The 18526-nt window shown below is 51.4% G+C and carries 14 protein-coding genes and 1 tRNA gene; 8 read left to right on the forward strand and 7 right to left on the reverse strand.

Features of this window, described 5'->3' with window-relative positions; translation table 11 throughout:
- Positions 1-170 precede the first annotated feature (170 nt).
- Genes ABRZ26_RS20070 through ABRZ26_RS20080 form a run of 3 tightly spaced genes read left to right on the forward strand, consistent with a single transcriptional unit; the run spans position 171 to position 4292 of the window.
- Positions 171-2381: an EAL domain-containing protein gene (locus ABRZ26_RS20070; protein WP_319605894.1), complete on the forward strand. Its 2211-nt coding sequence runs from the start codon at positions 171-173 to the stop codon at positions 2379-2381.
- A gap of 55 nt (positions 2382-2436) precedes the next feature.
- Positions 2437-3363: an amino acid ABC transporter substrate-binding protein gene (locus tag ABRZ26_RS20075; RefSeq protein WP_319605895.1), complete on the forward strand. Its 927-nt coding sequence runs from the start codon at positions 2437-2439 to the stop codon at positions 3361-3363.
- A gap of 14 nt (positions 3364-3377) precedes the next feature.
- On the forward strand, positions 3378-4292 hold the full coding sequence (locus ABRZ26_RS20080) for an amino acid ABC transporter substrate-binding protein (protein WP_319605896.1): 915 nt from the start codon (positions 3378-3380) through the stop codon (positions 4290-4292).
- Between the two features lie 22 nt (positions 4293-4314).
- On the opposite strand, the gene ABRZ26_RS20085 is transcribed toward ABRZ26_RS20080, so the two are convergent.
- On the reverse strand, positions 4315-5715 hold the full coding sequence (locus ABRZ26_RS20085) for an aminotransferase-like domain-containing protein (protein WP_319605897.1): 1401 nt from the start codon (positions 5713-5715) through the stop codon (positions 4315-4317).
- Between the two features lie 172 nt (positions 5716-5887).
- Between ABRZ26_RS20085 and glyA the strand changes: the two genes are divergently transcribed.
- Positions 5888-7159, forward strand: coding sequence for a serine hydroxymethyltransferase (glyA, locus tag ABRZ26_RS20090; protein WP_413556350.1), 1272 nt, complete (start codon positions 5888-5890; stop codon positions 7157-7159).
- A 141-nt stretch (positions 7160-7300) separates the two neighbouring features.
- Here the strand turns inward: glyA and ABRZ26_RS20095 are convergent, their stop codons facing one another.
- Together ABRZ26_RS20095 and dalD are read right to left on the reverse strand one after the other, a co-directional pair.
- Positions 7301-7723, reverse strand: a complete 423-nt coding sequence (locus ABRZ26_RS20095) for a SemiSWEET family sugar transporter (RefSeq protein ID WP_319605899.1) — start codon at positions 7721-7723, stop codon at positions 7301-7303.
- Between the two features lies 1 nt (position 7724).
- Positions 7725-9134, reverse strand: a complete 1410-nt coding sequence (gene dalD, locus ABRZ26_RS20100) for a D-arabinitol 4-dehydrogenase (protein ID WP_319605900.1) — start codon at positions 9132-9134, stop codon at positions 7725-7727.
- A gap of 431 nt (positions 9135-9565) precedes the next feature.
- Between dalD and ABRZ26_RS20105 the strand changes: the two genes are divergently transcribed.
- Positions 9566-10474: a DUF808 family protein gene (locus tag ABRZ26_RS20105; protein WP_319605901.1), complete on the forward strand. Its 909-nt coding sequence runs from the start codon at positions 9566-9568 to the stop codon at positions 10472-10474.
- A 401-nt stretch (positions 10475-10875) separates the two neighbouring features.
- Here ABRZ26_RS20105 and ABRZ26_RS20110 read toward each other — a convergent pair whose 3' ends face one another.
- The 4 genes from ABRZ26_RS20110 to ABRZ26_RS20125 form a co-directional block, all read right to left on the reverse strand.
- On the reverse strand, positions 10876-12450 hold the full coding sequence (locus ABRZ26_RS20110) for a carboxylesterase/lipase family protein (protein WP_319605902.1): 1575 nt from the start codon (positions 12448-12450) through the stop codon (positions 10876-10878).
- Positions 12451-12674: 224 nt separating this feature from the next.
- Entirely contained in the window at positions 12675-13073 is a 399-nt protein-coding gene (locus ABRZ26_RS20115) for an H-NS family histone-like protein (protein ID WP_319605903.1), read from the reverse strand.
- A 652-nt stretch (positions 13074-13725) separates the two neighbouring features.
- Positions 13726-13800 (reverse strand) — tRNA-Arg (locus ABRZ26_RS20120).
- 107 nt (positions 13801-13907) lie between these two features.
- Complete coding sequence (locus tag ABRZ26_RS20125; protein ID WP_319605904.1) at positions 13908-14837, reverse strand: formate/nitrite transporter family protein; 930 nt, start codon at positions 14835-14837, stop codon at positions 13908-13910.
- 372 nt (positions 14838-15209) lie between these two features.
- Between ABRZ26_RS20125 and mlaA the strand changes: the two genes are divergently transcribed.
- The 3 genes from mlaA to ABRZ26_RS20140 form a co-directional block, all read left to right on the forward strand.
- Positions 15210-15971 (forward strand): phospholipid-binding lipoprotein MlaA, encoded by a 762-nt coding sequence (gene mlaA / locus ABRZ26_RS20130; protein ID WP_319605905.1) that lies wholly within the window; start codon positions 15210-15212, stop codon positions 15969-15971.
- Positions 15972-16341: 370 nt separating this feature from the next.
- Positions 16342-17931, forward strand: coding sequence for a malate dehydrogenase (quinone) (gene mqo, locus ABRZ26_RS20135; RefSeq protein ID WP_319605906.1), 1590 nt, complete (start codon positions 16342-16344; stop codon positions 17929-17931).
- A gap of 378 nt (positions 17932-18309) precedes the next feature.
- On the forward strand, positions 18310-18526 hold a 217-nt coding region (locus tag ABRZ26_RS20140), incomplete at its 3' end, for a hypothetical protein (protein ID WP_319605907.1).

An 18526-nucleotide genomic window follows, 5' to 3' on the forward strand; every position in this document is an offset into this window, starting at 1 on the left:
CGCGAACAACGAAGAGAAGGATATAAGAATAGTCCTTCCACCTATCAATAATAGATGAAAGCGTTCCAAAATTTTCTTCTTTGACCGTACATGCTCTTTTTATTTTTTAACGGCAATCTATTTTACTCTTAACTACCTAAACATTTGTAACGGATGAAGAGTTTTGGCTGATGATACCCCGGACCAGAGTAACTGATGAATTTAATGAAAACATACCGGATGAGGAAAGCGGCGCTTCCCCGTATCGTCGGCAACGTTGGCACCGTTCGATTTTAGGGCGCGTCACGCTATTTCTGCTCATCGGTATTATTGTTTCATATGGCGTCGGGGCGGCGGCGGGCTGGTTTATTGTCGATAAAAGCTCGCAGGAGCAGTGGCGACGTCAGGCCGACACTAACGCCCACATCATGAGCTATATCGTCCGCAGTATATATACGTCGGTGGTTGCCCGTATGGATGAATCCGGGCAGATCACGAGCATGGTGGCGGAAAGCTTTCTGGGCGATGACGAATCCATTCTGCAAACGGGATTCAATCCCGTCGATGTGCTTTCTCTGGCGGCCATGCAGACGAATAACCCTGTCTGGCTATTCCAATATCGTGCAAAAGAGGGGTTTGTCAGCGTCACGGATGCAAGCGACGGCGAAGGCGGCGACATTCTGGCGCTGGAGGATCGCAAACCGGTAACGCCCGACAGCTTGAGAACCATGCTCTCCGGCTTTGTCTCGATTGACGGCAAAACCTATTTCGCCAGCGTGCTCCCCATTGTGGCGCCATCGGGAAAGTTGTTGGGCGCATTGGTAAGCAGCGTCGGCGAGAAGCCGGATCTTTACCGCATTCATAATACCTTGCTGCGCAACTCGCTTATCGGACTATGGATTGTACTGGTGGCGACGGGGCTGATTATCAGCCTGCTGATGAGGCAGTTTTTTCATTCCGTACCGACCCTGATTCAGGCTCTGACGCGCATTGCTCACGGCGATACCGCGAATGTGACGCCGATGCTGCAAAGAGATGATGAAATCGGCCATCTGGCGGTCGCCATCGAAAAACTGCGGCAGGCGATGGTGGAACGGGAACATCTACAGCAAATCAAAGACACCGCGCAGAAAATGGAATACATGGCCCACCATGACCAACTGACCGGCCTGCCCAACCGTACTTTTTTCAGCGGCGCGTTGGAAAACGCCATCGCCCGGCTGAAGCCGAAAAAAGCGCGTTTTAATCTGATGTTGCTCGACCTCGACTATTTCAAAAAGGTCAATGATACCTACGGCCATCCGGTGGGGGACTCCCTGCTGATTAACGTCAGCGAACGGATCTCCCTGTTGGTCGGCAATGACGATGTGGTCGCACGGCTGGGGGGCGATGAATTTGCGCTGATTCAGCATGTTAAGGAAAAACCGATACAGGAAGCGCGACAACTCGCGGAGAAGATAATCTCGTCGATATCCGTACCGTTTTACTGTCAGGGACACGAGTTTTGCGTGGGGATCAGCATCGGCATCGCCAGCGCGCCGCTGCATGGCGAGACCTCGCCAATTCTGATGAAGAATGCGGACGTGGCGCTTTATGCGGCTAAAAACGCCGGCCGGAATAACTTTCACTATTTTGAATATGGCATGGCGATGCCGAGTTCGGTTCAGGATATTAAGGAGCTGGATATTGAAGGCGCCATGTCGCGCAAGGAGTTCGAGCTTTATTATCAACCGCTGATGCGCCTTTCGGACAATACCATTATTGGCTATGAAGCGCTGGTTCGCTGGCGCCATGATTCCCGACAATTGCTGATGCCGGATGTATTTATCGCGCTGGCGGAGAAAACCGGACTGATTGTTAAACTGGGCGAGTGGGTTATCCAACAGGCATGCCATGACGCCATGACGCATTTTTCCGACCATCAGTGCGTTTCCGTAAATATATCGGGGATTCAGGTTCACCATCGCGGATTAACGGAGATCCTGGCCCGGGCGCTGGCGCACAGCGGGCTGCCGGCTTCGCGCATCGAGATCGAGATAACGGAATCCATTTTGCTGGATCGTCAGGACGCGCTGCCGGTATTACAGCAAATACAATCCATGGGCATCGAGATAGCGCTGGATGATTTGGGTACGGGCTATTCATCGCTGGATTGTCTGGCCGATTTTCCCTTTAGCCGGGTCAAGCTGGATAAAGGGCTGGTCGCCGGCATGGAGGAGAGTGAATCGAAACGCGTTATTGTTCGCAGCATCATTGGTCTGGTTAATGAACTGGGGATGGAATGCATCGCCGAAGGCGTGGAAACCGAGCGGCAATTGACGCTGTTGCGTCATGTAGGGTGCGAATATGCACAGGGTCACCGAATAGGTGAAGCGCGACCGGTAACGGCGATAATAGGTTGAAACTATGCGGTATTTACTGAACGGCTCTCAGGTTTTGCTAAACAGATATGCTCAGATGGCCTATCGGCTGACCGCACGTATTTTCCATGGGTCATGTCGACAGGTAACGATGGCCATGGTGCTGTTATTGCCGCTGCAACAGGCCGCAGCCGCCGAGCCGATGGATAATACGCTGACGCGGATCGCCCAGAGCAAAACGATAAAAATAGGCCACCGGCTGGATGAACCGCCTTTTTCCTACCGGGCCGACGACCAGATTGTCGGCTATTCGATCGATCTCTGCCTGCGCATCGTCGAAGGAATAAAAAGGTATCTGAAGCAGGATGATATACAGATTTTGTTTGTCCCGGTGACCACGGCGACGCGTTTTCCCCTGATCCGGCATCGCGGGATCGATCTGGAATGCGCCGCAACGACCAATAATCGCGAAAGGCGCAAAATGGCGGAATACGCCTATCCCCATTTCGTCTCGTCGACCCGTTTTGTCTCACTGAAGCGTAACGGCATCAGACGCATTGAGGATTTAGCCGGGCGCAGCGTTTCAGCGAGCAGCGGCTCGGTCAATCTTGAACAGTTGCATGCCGTGAATAGGCACAAAAAGCTCAATATCTCCATTGTATTGAAAAAAACAAATAAAGACGCCTTTGATCTGGTGGAGAATGGTAGCGTATCGGCCTTTGTGATGGATGATATTCTGCTGGCGGGGCGGGTGGCGATCGCTCCCACGCCGTCCGATTTTGTGCTGTCGGAAGATTACTTAAGCCGGCCTGAACCCTATGGCTTCCTGATGCCGCCCGGCGATCTGGTCTTCAAGAAGGTCGTAAACGAGGAATTGCGTACCATTTTTACTCAGGGGGAAATAAACGCCATTTATGATAAATGGTTTCTTTCTCCTATTCCGCCTGACGGCATTAATCTTCGCTTTCCTATGCCTCAGACCCTTAAGGCGTTTCTGGCGCAGCCGCAAGACTACCTTGACTAAAGGAGAAATGATCGATGTGCGGATACGGTAAACGCTTACGTCATTTTCTTATCGTTTTGTTCATCGTCATGGTCATGGAAAGCCATGCGTCCTGGGCCGCCAATATCATCCCCACGCTGGAGCGGATCCGGCAAACCAAGACGATAAAGATAGGCTATGGCGATTCTCTGCCATTTTCGTATATTGGCCCGACGGGCGAGGTTAACGGTTATTCCATCGATTTGTGCAAACGCATCGTCGATGCTCTCCGCATCCGGCTCGGGTTGGAAAAAATCAATATTGAATACGTGTTTCGCACGCCTTCCAACCGGGTGCGGCTGCTTACTAACGGCGCGATAGATATCGAATGCGACACTACCACCAATACGACGGAACGGCGGCGTAATGTGGCGTTTTCCATCAGTCATTTTATGGTGGACACCCGCTATGTTTCCCTGCGGAAAAATCACCTGAACACGCTGGCGGACTTACGTGGTCGAAGCGTCAGTATTGTGCTGGGAACGAACAATGTTGCTCAGATCAATCAGGTCAACCGGGAAAAGAAGCTGAATCTTTCCATCGTTTCCACGGATACTTTGCAGAAAGCCTTCGACATGGTTGCGCAGGAAAAAGTCTTTGCCTATGCCATGGATGATGTATTGCTGCATGCGATGGTCGCCCGCGCGCCCAATCCGCAAGCGTATATGATTTCCAGCGAGCCGGTGTATGGCGAAACCGAGTATGGTTTGATGATGCGTCATGGCGACGAGGGGTTTATCGATGCGGTTAACGACGCGCTGCGGCAGATTTACGCCGACAATGAGATAGAAGCGATTTATGCGCGCTGGTTTAAACAACCGCTTCCCGGCAGCGATATTAATCTTAACTTCCCGATGCGTGATAATCTGAAACAGCTATTCCGCGCCGCCGGAACGCCAGGCGCGCAATAACTATCCCTCAGAGCACTGCGTATTAAGCCGCCTGACACCATTGAGCCAGGTGTCGCAGCGCCTGATCGACCTCCTCGCTCCAACCAAATCCGGCATTAAGCCGCAGGCAGCGATCGTAACGCCGATCGGTTGAGAAAAGGTAGCCGGGCGCAATGCCGATGCCTTGCGCGCGCGCTTTGATAAACAGTTCGTGTGTCGGCGCGCAGTTCGGCGGCAGTTCGACCCATAAGACATATCCTCCCTGCGGTTTTGAAACCCGCGTACCGGGCGGAAAGTGATTTAACACCCCGTTGCGCAGCAGCGTGATTTGGCGTGCCAGCTCGCGTCGTAGTCGGCGCAGGTGAGCGTCGTAACCACCGGTTTTCAGAAACTCTGCGACAGCCGTTTGCGGCAGCATGGTGGTGCCCATGGTGGAGGTGTATTTCAGCGAGGCTATTTTTCGATTCCATTTCCCGCCGCTCAGCCAGCCGAGTCGGATCCCCGGCGCCACCGTTTTGGAAAAACCGCTGCACAGTATGACATTCGGGCTGAACGCGCGCAGCGGGAAAGGGCGTACGGCGCCGAACGCGGTATCGCCGAAGGTGTCATCCTCGATAATGGCGACGCCGTGCTCATCCGCCAGTTGCGTGAGACAGGCTTTTCTCTCGTCGGAGATAATGCCGCCGACCGGATTGTTGACGTTGGCGAGCGCGACCCAGGCTTTTACCACCTGTTGGCGGAAGAGGGCGGCCAACTGCCTGGCATCGGTTGTACCGCTGTCGTCCTGTTCGACTTCCACCACCCGCAGCCCCAGATTACGCAGCATTTGCAGCAGGACGAAATAACAGGGCGAGTCCACCGCCACGCTATCGCCAGGTTTGGTCACCGCGCGTAACGCCAGCGACAACGCCTCAAGGCAGCCGTTGGTGACAATGATCTCATCAGCCTTCAGGTTACAACCGTAGTCCAGCGCCCGGCGGGCAATTTCCGCCTGCAACGGCGGGTAGCCGGTTCCCTTGACCGGGTGACCCAGCAACTGTGGCTGACGGTAGCTGAACTGGCGCATCAGCAGGCTGATCTTGCGGATGGGATAAAGGCTGCTGTCGCCGTTAGCCAGATCCAGCCGCACGCGACAATCGCTGCCGACCATCGCCAGATGCAATTCGGTTTGCGGATCCAGCGGTGTAATCGTCACCGGTCGCAGCGGCGCGGGCGGCGCATTATCGGGCCGGCAAACATAAAAACCGGATTGAGGGCGGGCCTGAGCGTAGTGTTCGTCCTCAAGGGTGCGCAACGCCTTTAGCGTAGTCGTGACGCTTGCGCCATATTGTGCCGCCAGCTTTCTGACCGAAGGGAGCCGTTGACCCGGCGATAATGTTCCGTCGACTATCGCCTGTTTGATCCTTTCGGCTATCCATCGGTAGCGGCACGTCTGTTCTTCCATCTGTTCTGCCTCATATCGCACCCAACTGTTCATATCGTCGGGCAAGCTTTAGATGTACATTTTCTCCTACGCCAACGGCGAAAAAAAGATGATGTAATCATTTAAATATCAATTAATTATACCATAATCCAGCCGGCGTCGTTTGCCGCGGTTCGCGGTGTCGCCGCTCGTTATGGAGCATGAGATTTTAATGGAAAAACGCATGGAACTTTCAACTATCGACCCTGATATCGCGCCTTTGCTGACCCGTGAGCTGGCAAGACAGGAAAATAATATAGAGCTTATCGCATCAGAGAACTACGTTAGTCCGGCCGTGTTGGCGGCTCAGGGATCGGTACTGACCAATAAGTACGCGGAAGGTTATCCCGGCCGACGTTATTATGGCGGCTGTCATGTCGTCGATGAAGTTGAAACGCTGGCGATTGAGCGCGCAAAGTCGCTGTTTAATGCCGAATATGCCAATGTTCAGCCTCACTCCGGTTCTCAAGCCAACCAGGCGGTGTTTCTCACGGTGCTGAATCCCGGCGATACCATCCTCGGCATGGCGTTGTCCGATGGCGGTCATTTGACCCATGGCGCCGGCGTAAACTTTTCCGGTCGGATATATCGCGCTTTTTCTTATGGGCTGGCGCCGCAAAGCGCCGAAATTGATTATCAGGAGGTAGAGCGATTGGCGAAAGAACACCGGCCAAAGCTGATTATCGCCGGCGCGTCCGCCTACTCGCGCACTATCGATTTCGTCCGTTTCCGCCGTATTTGTGACGATATCGGCGCCTATTTGATGGTTGATATGGCGCACTACGCCGGGCTGGTGGCCGCAGGCGTTTATCCGTCGCCGGTAGGGATCGCCGATTTTGTCACCTCGACAACGCATAAAACGCTGCGCGGCCCGCGCGGAGGACTGATTCTGGCTAAAAAAGAGTTTGGCGCCGCAGTGGATAAAACGCTGTTCCCGCTTTATCAGGGCGGCCCGCTGATGCATATTATCGCCGCCAAAGCGGTTGCTTTTCGTGAGGCGGCGACGGACAGTTTCAAACGCTATCAGCGACAGGTCATCGCGAATGCCCGCGCGATGGCGCAGGTGCTTGACCAGCGCGGACTGCGCATTATTTCCGGTGGTACGGACTGCCATATGTTTTTAGTGGATCTGAATAGTAAAGGCATCAGCGGCAAAGCGGCGGAAGCGCTGCTGGAGCAGGCGCATATCACGCTCAATAAAAACGCCATTCCCGGTGATACGCGCAAGGCGACCGTGACCAGCGGTATCCGCATCGGCACGCCGGCGATTACCACGCGGGGATTCGGCGAAAAAGAATCGCGACTGCTGGCTGACTTGATCGCCGATCTGCTCGATGCTCCGCAGGATGAAGCGGTACAAATCCGCGTTCGTGACGCGGCGCTGACGCTGTGCGCGCAATTTCCGGTATATGGCGCGGCCCGTTAAAAGAACGCAAGACGATTGATGCGGTTTGCTATGACTCGCCCTGTCGCCCGGCCGTTAAATTCAACCACCCGCCGCAGGCGAGTGGTTGATGAATATCGCTTTTCCGTCTTTGATGGGGTAAAAGCGCGCGGTTCTATTCGTTCAGACTTGCTTGCTTTTCAGTACCCCGGCCACAGACAGGCGATTTTGCGGCGAGGTTAAAGGCGCGGTTTTTACCTTGCGGCGTTTACGCGGTTTTATTTCACGTTCGTTATAGATTTTTAACCCCATAACCACCAGAGCCAGTAGCGTCGTGATGCCATTCGCCGTCATTACCGGCACATCCTGTACTTTAAAACCGTAAGCGGTCCAGCAGGAAACACCGAAGAACAACGCGGCATACATGCCCAATGAAATACCGGTGGTATCTTTGTTGCGAATAATGTGAACCACCTGCAAAAAGAAAGAACCGGTAGTCACCCACGCCGCCAGCGTACCCAGCGCAATCGACCAATGATACAGCGCCAGTATCGATAATGCTGCGGCGACAAATGTCCCCGACACAATCAGTAAGTGTTTTTTCATGTCATTTCCCCTTAGGTAATGCATGGAGGATCGTCTGAACCTCGTCAACGGCGGCGCGCAGATGGCCGGCGACCCCCTCCTGGCGACGAACCATGCCGAATAATGCGGACTGATTGGCAAATGCGGTCAGCGGATCGTCCGCGGTGAAAATACTTGCCACATCAATGCTGTCAATCGCGCGATCGTCGTAGCTGAACGGCAGCGCGTTCTTGTGGTACTGCTGCATAAAGAGAAAAAACAGCGCGGGTAAACGTAATGTCGCCCGCGGCACTTTCCCCTGACGGTAACAATCCTTCAGGGTCGGAACGATAAAACCATGCAGCTTGGCGATGCTATCGGATGATACGCGCGCGACCGTATCGCGAACCCAACGATTGCCGAACCGGGCGAGGACGCTATCGCATTCGGCCGGCAGATCGAGATCGATAGCGCGCTGTTGCAGTGCAAAACCGACGTCTTGCAGAACGTAATCGCGGATCCAGTCGGTTACCTGTTGGGAAAGGCTTTCATCGATATAGCGTTTGCCCTGCAAGGCGCCGGCCCAGGCGATACCGCTGTGGCTGGCATTGAGCAGACGAATTTTGGCCTCTTCGACCGGCGTCACGTCGTCGACAAACTCGACGCCAACCTGCTCCAGCGCGGGACGTTTACCGGCAAAGCGATCTTCAATCACCCAGCGGGCAAAACTTTCGCAGGACAATGGCGCGGCATCACCGGTAATCCCTTGCCGTTCCAGACGTTCATAGAGCGCATCATCGAATTTCGGCGTGATGCGGTCGACCATGCTGTTCGGCGCGCTGGTGTGCTCCTTCATCCAGTCAATCAGATCGGAACGTTGTTTGGCGGCCAGAAACTCACGCATCCCCTGGGAAAAACTGTCGCCGTTCTGACTCAGGTTATCGCAGCAGAGTAGCGTGACCGGGCCGTTTTTTTGCTGCTGGCGAGCGGTCAGGATCAGCGTCAGCGCTCCGTATAAAGTATTTATTTCACCTTCATCGAGAAGGTCGGCCTTGATGGCGGGGTGAGATACGTCGAGATGACCATCGTCATCCAGGAAATATCCACCTTCGGTAACGGTGAAAGAAATAATTTCAGTGTTTGGGGCGGCCCCGACGGCGACGGTTGAAGCGAGACGACTATCCCACAGCAGGATTTGATCCACCGCATCTATGGTTTCATAGTTGCGTTCCCCTTCAGGAGAGATCGTTTCAAGTGTATAGCGGCCGTTTTGAGATTTGAGCTGTTGCAGCGTTTTTTGCGTGGAGCTATTGCGGATGTTGGATAACGCCATATGCCAGTGGTCGTCACCCTGTCGTCGCAACTGATTAAGATACCAGGCTTGGTGAGCCCGGAAAAATGCGCCTGCACCCAGGTGCAGCCAGGTTGAAGTATTTTTTGTCGATATAGGCAAACCTTATCCTTACTCCAGTGGAGATTATTTATCCACTGTTAAGGTTAACATTTTTTTTGGCATAATAAAAATTCACTATTTATTAGTTGGTTAGGTTAAATTTTGGCGTTTTTATAAACACTTTTCGGCTAACCAATAATCGATATTTTATCCATGCCGCGCTTGTTAGCCGGATTTCCCTTGCTGGCGGTTCAGTTGCGTATTTGTCTTTTTAACTAATTGATTTTTATTTGTTATCTTGGGGTTTTATCCGGCGTGTGTCGTCGCGCTTTTAAACGGCGGACGCAAAAAATCATCCCGCTAATGACCGCCACAAGAGGCCGGTAAGGCGCGAATGGGAATCCGCGAGGATTCCGTCTATGATGATTTTGCACCTGCGGGCTTATCTTTGCCCTTAACCTATTAAAATATGGACTAATGAGGAAAACACTTTGGCTGGAGCGAGTTTATTGACGCTTTTGGATGATATCGCCACGTTGCTGGATGATATTTCCATCATGGGGAAAATGGCTGTTAAAAAGACGGCCGGTGTATTAGGGGATGACCTGTCTCTGAATGCCCAGCAGGTGAGCGGCGTAAAGGCAAACCGCGAATTACCGGTGGTTTGGCGCGTCGCAAAAGGTTCTTTGCTCAATAAGGTGTTTTTAGTCCCGGTGGCATTGCTGATCAGCGCATTCGCTCCCTGGGCCATTACCCCTTTGCTGATGATTGGCGGCGCTTATTTGTGTTACGAAGGGGTAGAGAAAGTGGTGCATACGCTGCGCCACGGTAAAGAGGAAAAAACGCCGGAGGCCCGGCAGCAGCGGTTACTGGCGGCGGCTCAGGCTGATACGTCCGCTTACGAGAACGACAAGGTCAAGGGAGCGATCCGCACTGACTTTATCCTCTCGGCCGAGATCGTCGCCATTACGCTGGGCATTGTGTCCGATGCGCCGCTGCTTAATCAGGTTGTGGTGCTGTCGGGCATTGCGCTTCTGGTGACCGTTGGCGTGTACGGCATTGTGGCCGGTATCGTTAAGCTGGACGATCTTGGTATGTGGCTGGAGCAGCGCGCGTCTGCGATTGCCAACAAGGTCGGGGCCGGACTGCTGGTCTTGGCGCCGTTACTGATGAAATTCCTCTCTATCGTCGGCACGCTGGCGATGTTTTTAGTCGGGGGCGGCATTGTGGTGCATGGCGTGCCGCTGCTTCATCATACGATTACTGATTTTGAGGCGCGCTTCGGTGGCCTGACCGCCGTGCTGATGACGAATCTGGCTAATCTGGTCATTGGCGTTATCGTCGGTTCGGTGGTGTTGTTGGTGGTGGGGCTGATTTCCCGTTTACGTAATAAGGCATAGCAATGCCTTTCGGCCAGATTTCCTGCGCAGGTAGGGAATCTGGCGAATGTAGTTAACTGAAGGGGGCAAGTATGAGGCCGGAGATGAGTAAAGCGCATATCACCAGGGTAACGGCGCGGTATCGTTCATATACATAAATACGCCCGTCAGCAGAGAGATAATGACAATCAATATAACCGTGAGTCTCAAAAAAACGCTCCTCTAATGCAAATCATGTCTAGTCACTATCCGTCAGGATGACTACCTGAACCCACTATCGAGGATACGATTATAAAGATTATCGTCGCGTTGTTAATTTTTTTACGAATAAAAATTGAGGGGGAGAACAAAAAGTAGCCATCGATAAAAATCGATGGCGAGTGAAAAACGTTATTCAATGTCGTCTTTATTACTATAAAATATTATAGATTTTCTCGTTTCCCAGCTATTAACTCTTCTTTGTTTTTATCCAGCAAATCACACATTTTGATCTCCTTATCCAGGCAGATAACGGCTTTTTCATTCCGGCTGTAAGGTTTCCATACCGGTAAACCTTGGCCATTAGGGTTGCCGCTGGTTGCGAAATTGACCCAATAGGAGGACATCGCGTTTTCCAGTGATTTATCGACGCCATCCCATTGCCGATTGAGTTTCGATTGGTTGTGCAAAACATAAGGCAGTTCACTTGAATGGAATACGCCAAAGTTTGGATGTTCCTGCCAGGGAATCGCTTTACCAAAAAAGTATAAATAATTGGGCTGATGACCATAATGAATTCTAAGGTCCGCCATCCATTTCATTGCGTAAAGACGTTCATCGCGGAGAATATTTTTTTGGGTGACGGCAACATCATGGATATCCTCCGCCTTGTATAAGGCATGAAACGCATCCAGGTGCTCGCCATAGTATTTTTTAGCATAAGAATCGAGATCGTTTACATTCCATTTGCCGTAATCGGACTCGCTTCCTCGCTCATCTTTATTCATGCCAGCCAGAACCGGGACATCATTCTGCCTGTTTTTTTGGTAAATATCGGCTATCTGCGTCGGCAATAATTCGCCATCAATGACCGCGCCCTTTATTGGCGTATTGATGGCGAATTTTTCAACCAGCTGATTAGCCGGCGCATTCCTCAGATCGTTTAAGGATGAATAGCCTGCGGATTTAGCCCATTGAGAAACCTTTCTTTCTGCATCGGCCCGGGGAATACCCAGGCTCTCTGCCGGACGGATGCCATAGTTGGAGATGGTGCTGCCAGGAGCGCTTTCCATGATGGCTTTATTATATAAACCGTGAGCCAAAGGTGAGGCATTTAAAACAACAATCGAATTGGCCCCCGCGGATTGCCCCATAATCGTAATATTGTTACTGTCGCCGCCAAATTTATCTATATTATCTTTTATCCAATGCAGCGCCGCGATTTGATCAAATAGCGCGTAGTTGCCGGAGTTGCCTGATTCTTTCGTCAGCGCTTCATGAGCAAGGAAACCAAAGACGCCTAACCGATAATTAATGTTTACAAAAATAACGTTTTTGCGCGCAAGGTTCTCGCCATCGTAGATCGGCACGCTCCCCGAGCCTTCAACAAATCCGCCGCCGTGAATGAATACGATAACGGGCAGTTTATCTTTATTGGATTGCGCGGGGCTCCAGATATTGAGATACAGGCAGTCTTCACTCATCGGGCCTTGATGTAAAAATTCAGATGTCCAGGGAAGTTTATCGCCCGTCACTACTTTTTGCATACAGCCTGCGGCAAAAGCGTCGGTCTTTTTAATGCCGTCCCATTTGTTTACCGGTTGTGGTTTTTTCCACCTTAATTCACCGACAGGCGGCGCCGCATAGGGAATACCCTGAAATAGAGACAGTTGTTTATCTGCGGACAGCTTACCTTCTATCATGCCGCCGGTTACGTTAATGGGACCCTGGATAGCGCCTACGGCGCCAATTGAATATAAAGAAAAAGTAAGTAATAACCCTGGATACGTTTTTTTCATGATCATCATCGCTGTTAATAAACACCCGGTATTTATTTCACTTATCAAAATAAATATCCGTGATCTGATTCGCACTTTATCGGTGCAGAATTATATTGGCGTTAGGCGTTTTATTGGCGTGATAGTTTCTTTGCTAAATGATTTTGGGCGGTTATTTCTAAGAGAACAATCCGATATGCATACGCCACATTAAAAAGTGCGGCATATGCATATCGCGGCTTTGCTTAGAGCGCGAAGGATTCGAGTGATTTACCATTCTCAAGCGCTTCTTTGATAACTTTAGGGGTACGTCCTTGACCCGTCCATGTTTGTTCATTGCCGTTTTCGTCCGTATATTTATATTTAGCTGGTCTGGGACTGCGTTTCGCTTTAATCGGTTTTGATTTTACACTCTCTAATAGTTCCGAGGGATCAATGCCGTCTTCGAGCAATTTAGCCCGAATGGCTTCCAGTTTAGCCAGACGTTCAGCCTGTTCTTGTTGCACCTTGGTTTCTTCTTCCCGGCGATCTTCAACGATGGCAGTGAGTTTTTCCAGCATTTCTTCCAGCGTTGCCAAATCGATTTCACGAGCCTGCGCTCGTAGCGTACGAACATTGTTTAAGATTTTCAGCGCGTCAGTCATTTATTTTATCCTGTATAGTTAAAAAGACATTATTTAGCATACTCGATATTTTAGGATAAAACGAAGTGGTTATGCTGATATATACAGAAAAATTTATGCCAACAGGTATTCGCCTCTCTACAGGGTAATATTTTACGCGGATATTTTGGGCGGGAAAGAAGGGGAGGCGGAAAATCCAAGGATGTCATACCGGCATCTACTCGCGGAGTAAAGCGTAAAGCAGATAGGAAAAGCCTATTCATATATCGTTATAAATATAATGCGGTTTGTGTTTTTTTCGATCTAAAACTTTTTAATATTTAATGGGTTTGTATTTTAAATGATAGCTTATATCGCCTGTGCTTGCGTTTTAGCGGCGGTTTAATATGCTGAAAAAAACCGCGTTGCGAGAGAAAAGATAAAACCGCCGCTTTGCTCCGGCCCGGAGAAACTCGCCTGTACTCGAAGTATGACGCGTCTGTATCCAAACATATACATGACCCATATCCACCTCTCTCGGTACGTAGCGCGATGAATTATAGGGCGCGCGGACTGTCGTTTGGAATATCGCCAGCAAGATCGGAATCGGCGGTCGTGGTTGCCGAACGGCGAGGCGCCTATTGGCATTAAAATCAGCAAGGTAAAGTGATTGCTGCGATATGAGGCGCGTTTCTGGTGTCCCCGACTGGAATCGAACCAGTAACTAGCCCTTAGGAGGGGCTTGTTATATCCGTTTAACTACGGGGACGTAAGACCGGGCCATTATACTCATTTTGACCCGGATAATAAGCACTTAACCGCGCGTTTGCTTAAAGTGTCAGCAGTCAGTCATGTTTTTTTCTTTTCGCCGCGAGGTTACTTGCCCCGGCCTGCCGCTTCCTTACTGGTTTTCTTGCTCATGTCGTTACGGATTTGGGCATGGCTCATCAGGGCGAAGATAAAGGTGCCGCCGATGATGTTGCCAGCCAGCGTCGGTAGGGCAAAAGGCCAGATGAAGTCCTGCCAGGCAATGTTGCCGATAAATACCAGGTAAAAAATTTCCGATGCGCCGGCGACGATATGCGTGAGATTACTGAATGCGATCAGCCAGGTCATGATGATGATGACCCATATTTTAGCTGAGCCAGCGTGCGGTATCATCCAGACCATAGAAGCAATAATCCAGCCGGATACCACCGCGTTGGCAAACATTTCCGCCGGCGAATTTTTCATCACCTTCATGGATAGCTCAATGAGCGCATCGCGGGTGGCGCCATCAAAAACGGGCATATGGGTGAATGCCAGCGCGGCAAGCGCCGTGCCTATCAGGTTGCCGGCCAGCACCACTCCCCACAGCCGGAACAACAGGTAAAAATTATGCGAGGAGGGGTTTTGCATGATGGGCAGCACGGCGGTGACGGTATTCTCGGTAAATAGCTGCTGGCGGGCCATAATGACAATCACAAAGCCGATGGTATAGCCGAAACTTTGCAGTAAAAAACCACCGGGAACGCCCTCCAGATTCATATGCAGCATGCCGATGGCCATGAACGATGTTCCCATCGACAGACCGGCGGCAACCGCCGACCAGAACAGCGCCATGGCGTCACGCTCCAGCTCCTTCTCGCCTTCCTGACGAATTTCCTCATGTATGGCGGCGGCAGGCGAGGGCAGGGTGTTTTCATCAACCTCGATCTCTTTTCCCTGGCTTTTTTCTTCGCTTTCTACTTCTTCGACGTTTTTGCGATCATCATGCTGGTCGGTTTTTTCTTGTTGCGCGCGGTGTTTTTCCGATGTTTGATTCATCTTTACTCTCTCTGATTTCCTTCTTCTAATTGTGATAAGCGTAGCCGTTTTCAACACATAGGGTAGCGCCCGAGCGTCACCGGTTTGCGAACCCTATGCTATATTCTCGTCATATCAGTCAGAATTTTGCGACTGGATGTCGTCGTCGCTCCGCGCGTGATTGCCGCATTGTCTTTGGGGATGGATTGAGAATGGTCTGGTAAACGCGTTAAAGCGTATGAATGGACAAGCCAAAGTAGAAGCAGGGCAATAAAATGTTACACTGTCGACTGATATCCCGCCTTCGTTTCCCATGCGAATGGGCTAAGCAGGTACCGGGAATTCCCCATTCCCGGTCGCGGGTATAACGCAATATAATCAGGGAGAACAGATATGAATTACCGCCTGAGCGGGGTGGTGCTTGCCAGCGTGCTGCTTATCGGCTGCGCCAGTACCGGGGATGGGTCTCAAGACGGGCGTTCAGACCCGCTTGAAGGTTTCAACCGGTCCATGTTCAGCTTTAACTACAACGTGCTGGACCCTTATCTGGTAAGGCCGGCGGCCGTTGCATGGCGGGACTATGTGCCTTCGCCGGCGCGCAACGGGCTGAACAACTTTTTTGGTAACCTGTCGGAACCCGCGGCGATGGTGAACAACTTTGTCGAAGGTAATCCCTATAAGGCGATGATTCATTTCAACCGCTTTTTCCTGAATACGCTGTTAGGGATGGGGGGATTGATTGACGTGGCGTCAATGGCGAATCCCAAACTGGCAAAAGAGGAGCCTCGCCGTTTCGGCAGTACGCTGGGTAGTTACGGCATGGGCTACGGGCCGTACGTGGTGTTGCCCGGCTATGGCAGCGCCACCATCCGTGAAGACGGCGGCAATTACGTCGACACCCTCTATCCGGCATTGAGCTACCTGACATTCTGGATGTCGGCGGGCAAATGGGTGCTGGAAGGGTTGGAAACGCGGGCGCAATTGCTGGATTCCGACGGCCTGCTGCGTAACTCCTCCGACCCTTACCTGATGGTGCGTGAAGCCTATTTCCAGCGGCATGATTTCCTGGCCAGCGATGGAAACGCCACGCCGCCGGAGAATCCGAACGCGGCGGCGATTGAAGATTCTCTGGATGAAATTGATTCCGCCAGATAGCGGTATCTTTTTCCGTCTGATGAAAGGCGCCTTCGGGCGCCTTTGCGTTTATCAAAGGGGCAAACGCGTTCCCTTTGCTTGAATAACGAGAGTTGTTTCGCAAACGTTACATCATTGTTGTTGGTTTATTTACTTACAAAAATGTCATTTCTCCCCATTGGTAACAATAATGTTACGCCGACAGCCAGAACGGACGCCTCTCTATGCTGAAAAGAGTCAGCCAACTGATTTTTTTGTTAAAAACATTATTAACAAAAGGGTCATAAATGATGGTTTTCACCATGAGGGCAAGCGTATGCTGACGGTAAGGGATGCGTGGAGAATCTATTTGCCTGCGATTATAAAAATTCAATGAAATAGAGATATAAGCATGAAAAAACTACTCACTATGATTTTATGTTTGGGTGTAGCGGGAATATCCCAGCAAGTAACAGCGCAAGAAAATAACGCGACGGAGAAAACCACGGACGTGGTGTTGATTGGCGGCGGGATTATGAGTTCGACGCTCGGCGCTTATCTGCAAGAGCTTCAGCCGGACTGGTCAATCGATATGATCGAACGTCTGGATAATGTGGCGGAAGAGAGTTCCAATGGCTGGAACAACGCCGGCACCGGTCACTCCGCCTTTATGGAGCTGAATTACACGCCGGAGCCTGAGAATGAAAACGACCCGGTCAATATCAGTAAAGCGGTAGAGATCACCGAAGCCTTCGAGATATCGCGTCAGTTCTGGTCATATCAGGTTAAAAACGGCGTGCTGCACGACCCGAATTCCTTTATCAACAGCGTACCGCATATCAGCTTCGTGTGGGGGGATGAAAACGCCCGCTTCCTGCATCGCCGCTATGAAGCGATGCAGCACAGCACGCTTTACCGTGGTATGGAATTCTCCGACGATCCCAATGTCATCAAAGAGTGGGCGCCGCTGATCATTGAGGGCCGCGACCCGGCGCAGAAAGTCGCCGCGACCCGCATGCCTATCGGCACCGATGTAAACTATGGCGAAATTACCCGCCAGTTGGTGAGTTCTTTGCAGAAAAAGCAGAATTTCGCCCTGCATCTCAATTCCGAAGTGCGCGATATCAAACGTAATGCGGATAACACCTGGAGCATCACTTACGCCGATCTGAAAAACGGTGAGAAAGAAAGCGTGGTCAAAGCCCGGTTCGTCTTTATCGGCGCGGGTGGGGCGGCGTTGCAACTGTTGCAGAAATCCGGGATTCCCGAAGCCGACGGCTACGGCGGTTTTCCGGTCGGCGGCGAGTTTCTGGTAACGGAAAATCCAGAATTAGTGAAACGCCATCTGGCGAAAGTTTATGGTAAAGCCTCCGTCGGCGCGCCGCCGATGTCGGTTCCGCATCTGGATACCCGTATTTTTGACGGTAAGCCGGTGCTGCTGTTCGGGCCGTTCGCCACCTTCTCCAGCAAATTCCTGAAAAACGGCTCGCTGTGGGATCTGATTGGTTCAATCACCTTCGCCAACGTCATGCCGATGACCCATGTAGGACTGGATAACTTCGATCTGGTCAAATATCTGATCAGTCAGGTGATGATGGATGACGACGATCGCTTTGCCGCCTTACGGGAATATTTCCCCGACGCGAAAAAGGAAGACTGGAAACTGATCGTTGCAGGGCAACGCGTCCAGGTCATCAAGAAAGACGCGGATAAAGGCGGCGTACTGAAGCTGGGTACCGAGATTGTCAGCTCGCAGGATGGTTCCATCGCCGCCTTGCTGGGCGCATCTCCGGGCGCGTCCACGGCGGCGCCGATCATGCTGAGCCTGCTGAAAACCGTCTTTAAAGATAAGGTCGCGACGCCGGAATGGCAGGCCAAGCTGAAGGAAATTATTCCTTCCTACGATCAGAAGCTGGACGGCAATATTGAATTGACCAATAAGATCCGCAGCTACACCAGCAGCACCTTGCAGTTGAACTATATTGAAGTCAAACCGGAATAACGATCGAACGCATTCCTGATAAAAGGCCGCGCAAGCGGCCTTTCACCTTTTCAGTATTTATGCCCGCCCGCCAATGGCGACTTGCGGTGTCGGCCGCAAATTCCCCTTACCGATCAAAGATTCCCTCCCCCGTATCTGTCCGTCCTGCTTGAGTAATCTGTCGTGATGAGCGCTTTAATTGTCTGTAAGATCGAAACGCGGCTGTTTCGCCTTACTCTTCATTTTGTAATAATGATAAATAATATTATTAATGTTGTAATAATTTGATTTTAAATGATATTTTAAATATTTTTTCATCAAAATCGCTTGCCTGGCTGATCATATTTTCGGCATAATATGCGCCATAAAATTTCTCAATGGACATGAAAAGGAAACCGCATGGAGCGCAATTACGCCATACCCTCGTCTTTTTCTTCGTTAACCGCCACGCTCGCCCGTTATCAACTGTCCGTCTTTGGCTGCGCCGACCTGGACGTGGAGTCCTTTACCGCCAGCGAGGGGCTGAGCCAGACCTACTGCTACCAGATAACCTTTACCAGCGGCCGCGACATCGCCCCCGGCGAGATGCTGTTGCAGGACGCCTCCTTTACCTTCA

This window comes from Brenneria sp. L4-2C (assembly GCF_040240335.1).
GTDB lineage: Bacteria > Pseudomonadota > Gammaproteobacteria > Enterobacterales > Enterobacteriaceae > Brenneria.